The sequence below is a fragment of the Kitasatospora sp. NPDC091257 genome, from assembly GCF_044757675.1.
Classification (GTDB): Bacteria; Actinomycetota; Actinomycetes; order Streptomycetales; family Streptomycetaceae; genus Kitasatospora; species Kitasatospora lactacystinica.
In genome coordinates this window covers 1-4,235 of record NZ_JBIVVI010000815.1, presented here as the reverse complement: position 1 = coordinate 4,235, position 4,235 = coordinate 1, and the positions used below count along the sequence as shown (strand labels likewise).

The following is a 4,235-nucleotide window of genomic DNA, read 5'->3' as shown; positions in this document are numbered from 1 at the left end:
GTGGGCGTGGGGGTGGGAGTCGGCGTGTGGCACGGCTCGATGGTCTTGGTCTCGTTGATGTTCCAGCCCTTCTCGTTCGGGTTCTCCGTGGTGGTGACCACCAGGTTCGCCTTGATCGGGGCGTTGTGATCCTTCACCGGGAAGGTGCCGTGGTACTCCTTCGGGAAGGTCTTGCCATCCAGGACCTTCTCGCCGTCGATGGTGAGGCTGACGGTGTTCTTCACGGTCTCGTTGCCGCTGTAGTTGATCAGATCGATCACGATCTTGTCGCAGGTCACCGTCCAACTCGGCACGTGCGCCGAGGCATTGGTGGCCAGCGCCAGGGGCAGGAGAAAACCGGCCGCAGCCGTTCCGGCAAGCGCCGTCGCACCGATCGCGAAGTGCCGCTGCTGTCGTGCCATTACTTTGTTCCCCTCCGAACGGTCTTGTGCAGCAGGCGTGTTGAGTGGTTCGCGGTGGCCCGCTACGACTGTCCGGGGGACTCTACCGGCACTCCCGCACCCCGCCACACCCCGCCGTACGACCGGATATCGACTGTCCGTCCGTCTTCCGATGTGCATGACCAGCCCATCACAGCCGTCACCTCGCGGAACGCGGATTCGACAAACCTGAATGGACTTCGTCACCTTCAAGACAGAACGGAGCCCTCGGTGATCGGGTTCAATCACCGAGGGCTCCGATTCGGTCAGCCGACGAACAGCGGGCCATTCCGGCCTTTCCGTCGATTCCGCCCCTCCGCGGCCGGGGGCCGCCGCCGGGGCGGGCTCGACCGGCTCAGGCCTTCCTGGCCGCCTTGCGCCGGGCGGCCACCACGATCGCACCGCCGGCCGCGAGCACGACCGCACCGCCGATCGCCAGCGGCAGCACCGGGCCGGAGCCGGTGTGCGCCAGGTTGCCGCCCGCGTCCGGCTGGGCGGACGGGCTGCCCGAGACCGACGGGACGGTGGTCGCGCCACCGGCCGACGCGCTGGGCGAACCGCCGGCGCCGGGCGTGCCGGTCGCCGGGGCGGACGGGCTGCCCGAGGGGCTCGCCGAAGCGCTCGGGGAGGTCGAGGCGCTCGGCGTGGCCGACGGCGAGCCGCTCGGCACCGTCGGCGTGCCGGACGGCGTCGGCACGGTGCCCGGCAGGCAGCCGGTGAAGGGGTAGTGGTGCGTCTCCGCACCGCCCTTGCCGGTCAGCGAGGCGGCGATCACCGAGCCGTTGACCGGACCGCCGCTGCCGAGGTCGAAGGCGGCGTTCGGCGCGAGCACGGTCCCGGCCCAGGCGGCCTGGCTGTTCTTGACCACCTTGGTGGCGGTCGGGAAGTTCCAGAGCAGCTTGGAGCGGATCGCCCCGCCCGCGGCACTCTGCAGCTTGTCGTCCAGCACGAAGGCCTTCCGGCCCTCGTCCCACAGATGGAAGCCGGTGGTCCCGGCCGCCGCCATGTCGTACGAGCCGCCGGTCACGTTGACCACCGTCACCGAGCCGGCCGGCACCTTGAGGAAGACGTCCTTGGCGCCCTGCAGCCGGGCCGCGTCGACGGTGAAGCTGTTGTACTTCGCGTCCCCGCCGGTGAACGTCAGCTTGGCGCCCTCGGCCTGGACGGTGGCGCCGGCGGTCTGCGGCACGGCGGCCAGCGAGGTCGCGGCGGCGCGCAGCTTGGCGAACTCGGCCTTGAAGTCGATCGGCGAGGAGCCCTGGGCGACGGCCCCCTGGTGGGCCTGGACGGTGGCGCCGTCGGCCTTGGAGCCGAAGACGCCGTTGCCCTTCATCACCTGGGTGTTGTGGCCGGTGATCCGGCCCGCCACGACCAGGGCGTTCTTGCCGGGCAGGGCGTCGACCTGGGCCGCGGTGAGCTCCTGGCCGACCGAGAAGCCGCCGGTGAAGTCGGCGTTGCCGCCGACCGCGACCGCGCCCTCGGCGTCGGGGGTGTGGGTGTCGTCGCCCTCGATGAATTCGCCGTAGAGGTTGGCGACCCCGAGACCGCGGCACTCCTGGTCGGCGCCGACGGCCTGGGCGGCCGGCGCGATCAGGCCGGCCAGTGCGAGAGAGCCACCGACGGCGAGCGCGGCGGCGGAAGTGGATATGCGCATGTGCAGGTCTCCGCTTACGTGCGGGAGGAGGTGGGAGAGAGGTCCGAAAAAAGGTATGGACCAGAGGCGCACTCTCTCCACCCGAACCACAATTGGTCAAGACCAATGCGCATCTTGAGGGATTCACCCCCTTTGTCCGCGTGTCCCCTCCCGGCGTGTCGCCGGCCCCGGACTCCGCCGCCCGCGGCCGCGCGCAGCCGTGCCCCGCCCCAAGATCGCCTGTAAGGCCGCCTACGATTGACCCCGTGCCTAACCCCTTCTCCCTGCTCGCCGAGCGCTGGCAGCCATCCGCCGAGATGGTCCGCCGCGCCACGTTCGCCGCGCTGGTGATGAGCGTGGTGATCGTCGTCACCGGCGGCGCCGTCCGGCTCACCGCCTCCGGCCTCGGCTGTACGACCTGGCCCCGATGCACCGACGAGAGCCTGACGCCCACCGCCGAGATGGGCTTCCACGGCGTCGTCGAGTTCACCAACCGGATGCTCACCTACGTGCTGAGCGCCGCCGTCGGCTGGGCCATCCTGGCCGCCCGCTGCCACCGGCCCTGGCGGCACAGCATGACCCGGCTCGGCTGGGCGCAGTTCTGGCTGGTGATGAGCAACGCCGTACTCGGCGGCATCACCGTGCTGACCGGCCTCAACCCGTACACCGTGGCGCTGCACATGATCGCCGCGATGGCCCTGGTCTGGGTCGCGCTGCTGATGTGGGAGCGGTCCAAGGAGGGCGACGGCCCGCCCCGCCTCTCGGTGGCCCGGCCGATCCACCAGCTCTCGTACGTCCTGGTCACCGTGATCGGCCTGCTCGTCGCGGCCGGCACCCTGGTGACCGGCGCCGGGCACCACCCCGGCACGCCCAAGGACAACAAGATCGTCCCGCGCATCCCGATCGACTACGACCGCCTCGCCCAGTTCCACGCCGACTTCGCGTTCGTCTCGGTCGGCCTGGCCATCGCGGTGATCTTCGTCTTCGCCGCCGTCAAGGCTCCGCAGCCCGCCCGCGCCCGGGCCAAGGAGCTGCTCGCCGTCCTGCTGCTGCAGGGCGTGCTCGGCTTCGTCCAGTACTTCACGGACGCGCCCGAGCTCATGGTCGGCCTGCACATGCTGCTCGCCGCCCTCACCTGGATCGCCGCGCTGCGCGTCCCGCTCGCCCTGCGCACCCGCGCGGACGCGGCGACCGCCGATCAGCTGCCCGCCCAGGCCCCGCAGACCGCCTCGGTCTGACCCCCGGCAGCACCGACGGCCCGGCCCCTCCGCACGGAGGAGCCGGGCCGTCGCCGTGTCCGGGCCGGGTTCAGCCGCCGAGCTGGATGCCGGCCATCCGCTTCCACTCGTACGCGCCGGTCTTCACCTTGAGGCCCAGCTCGCCCTCGAAGTCCTCGTGCAGGGTCAGCCCGGCCAGCTCCGCGGCCCGGCGGCCGACGGCGTAGCTGGGGGCCACCTGGTCGCCCCAGGCGCCGTCCGCGCCCACCACGACGATCCGGGTGGCCACGGAGCCGACGTACTCGACGACCGCGTCGGCGCTGCCCCCGTGCTGCCGGGCGAAGCTGGTCAGGTGCTTGGCGATGCGCTTGGCACGGCGCTCGGTACGGGCGTCCGGCGCGGTGGCGGTCTCAACGCTGCTCATGCCCGCATGCTACCCACCGGTAGCGCCGCTGGCGACGGGAGCACCCTGTGCACCGGGCCACATACTGGAGGAGTGACCTTCTCCGGCTGGCCGGCCGAGGCGCTCGACTTCTACGAGCACCTGGAAGCCGACAACTCCAAGACCTTCTGGCAGGCCCACAAGGCGCGGTACGAGGACGCCGTACGGACCCCGATGGAGCAGCTGCTCGCCGACCTGGAGCCCGAGTTCGGGCCGGGGAAGGTGTTCCGCCCCAACCGCGACATCCGGTTCAGCGCCGACAAGTCCCCGTACAAGACCCACATCGGCGCCCATCTGGAGGGCGGCGGCTACATCCAGCTCTCCGCCGACGGCCTGGCCTGCGGCAACGGCCTGTACCGGCTCGCCCCGGACCAGCTGGAGCGCTACCGGGCCGCCGTCGCCGAGGACCTCGGCGGCGCCGAGCTGGAACGGGTGATCGCCTCGGTGGAGCGGGCCGGCCCGCGGGTGGTCGGCCGGGACTCCCTCAAGTCGGCCCCGCGGGGCTACCCCAAGGACCAGAACGG

The 4,235-nt window shown here is 71.6% G+C and carries 4 protein-coding genes and 1 pseudogene; 2 read left to right on the top strand and 3 right to left on the bottom strand.

The annotated features are described in order from the left end of the window. A pseudogene (locus ACIQOV_RS30100) lies at nt 1-401 on the bottom strand (hypothetical protein); the annotation flags it as partial. Between the two features lie 373 nt (nt 402-774). Next, on the bottom strand, nt 775-2,073 hold the full coding sequence (locus ACIQOV_RS30095; protein WP_401053743.1) for a choice-of-anchor A family protein: 1,299 nt from the start codon (nt 2,071-2,073) through the stop codon (nt 775-777). Nucleotides 2,074-2,318: 245 nt separating this feature from the next. Here ACIQOV_RS30095 and ACIQOV_RS30090 point away from each other — a divergent pair, with 245 nt between their 5' ends. Continuing rightward, on the top strand, nt 2,319-3,290 hold the full coding sequence (locus ACIQOV_RS30090; RefSeq protein ID WP_401053742.1) for a heme A synthase: 972 nt from the start codon (nt 2,319-2,321) through the stop codon (nt 3,288-3,290). A gap of 70 nt (nt 3,291-3,360) precedes the next feature. On the opposite strand, the gene ACIQOV_RS30085 is transcribed toward ACIQOV_RS30090, so the two are convergent. Further along, nucleotides 3,361-3,693 carry a hypothetical protein gene (locus ACIQOV_RS30085; RefSeq protein WP_359912949.1) on the bottom strand — a complete coding sequence of 111 codons (333 nt, stop codon included), beginning with the start codon at nt 3,691-3,693 and terminating at the stop codon, nt 3,361-3,363. 72 nt (nt 3,694-3,765) lie between these two features. Between ACIQOV_RS30085 and ACIQOV_RS30080 the strand changes: the two genes are divergently transcribed. After that, a partial coding sequence (locus ACIQOV_RS30080) for a DUF2461 domain-containing protein (protein ID WP_401053741.1) occupies nt 3,766-4,235 on the top strand: 470 nt, incomplete at its 3' end.

Excerpts from the sequence above, each read along its gene's own strand:
- ACIQOV_RS30095 (WP_401053743.1), bottom strand. The coding sequence starts at position 2,073 with ATGCGCATATCCACTTCCGCCGCCGCGCTCGCCGTCGGTGGCTCTCTC.
- ACIQOV_RS30085 (WP_359912949.1), bottom strand. The coding sequence starts at position 3,693 with ATGAGCAGCGTTGAGACCGCCACCGCGCCGGACGCCCGTACCGAGCGC.